Genomic DNA, 605 nt, shown 5'->3' with positions numbered 1-605 from the left:
TTATTGATATAAATGGTGGAGGATGACGGGATCGAACCGCCGACCCTCTGCTTGTAAGGCAGATGCTCTCCCAGCTGAGCTAATCCTCCGTATAAATGGTGACCCCTACGGGATTCGAACCCGTGTTACCGCCGTGAAAGGGCGGTGTCTTAACCGCTTGACCAAGGGGCCATGTTAAATTAAAGCTTCATCATTATTCGTTTGAATAATGGCGGAGAGTAAGGGATTTGAACCCTTGAGACAGGGTTACCCGCCTACACGATTTCCAATCGTGCTCCTTCGGCCACTCGGACAACTCTCCGAGATTTAAAAATGGCTCCGCTGACAGGACTCGAACCTGTGACCCTCTGATTAACAGTCAGATGCTGCTACCAACTGAGCTACAGCGGAATAATATAACTTAAGATTTGAGCCTAGCGACGTCCTACTCTCGCAGGGGGAAACCCCCAACTACCATCGGCGCTAAAGAGCTTAACTTCTGTGTTCGGCATGGGAACAGGTGTGACCTCTTTGCCATCATCACTAGACTATTTTCTTAAGGACAAGAATAATCATATCATCTTTTCATAAAAAGTCAACACTTTTTATTATAATAAAATAATTTA

Annotated in this window: 4 tRNA genes and 1 rRNA gene; all 5 read right to left on the bottom strand. The window is 45.6% G+C overall.

The features are described from left to right. Positions 1-13 precede the first annotated feature (13 nt). Positions 14-89, bottom strand: a tRNA-Val gene (locus KMHG_RS16990). 7 nt (positions 90-96) lie between these two features. Continuing rightward, positions 97-171: transfer RNA gene (locus KMHG_RS16985), tRNA-Glu, on the bottom strand. A gap of 38 nt (positions 172-209) precedes the next feature. Then, positions 210-301, bottom strand: a tRNA-Ser gene (locus KMHG_RS16980). Between the two features lie 12 nt (positions 302-313). Beyond that, positions 314-390, bottom strand: a tRNA-Asn gene (locus tag KMHG_RS16975). A gap of 21 nt (positions 391-411) precedes the next feature. Continuing rightward, positions 412-527, bottom strand: a 5S ribosomal RNA gene (gene rrf / locus KMHG_RS16970). Between the last annotated feature and the right edge of the window lie 78 nt (positions 528-605).

It is taken from the genome of Kurthia massiliensis (genome assembly GCF_000285555.1).
GTDB lineage: Bacteria > Bacillota > Bacilli > Bacillales_A > Planococcaceae > Kurthia > Kurthia massiliensis.
Note: the sequence above shows the minus strand (reverse complement) of the source record. Positions and strands in the feature narration are given on the sequence as shown.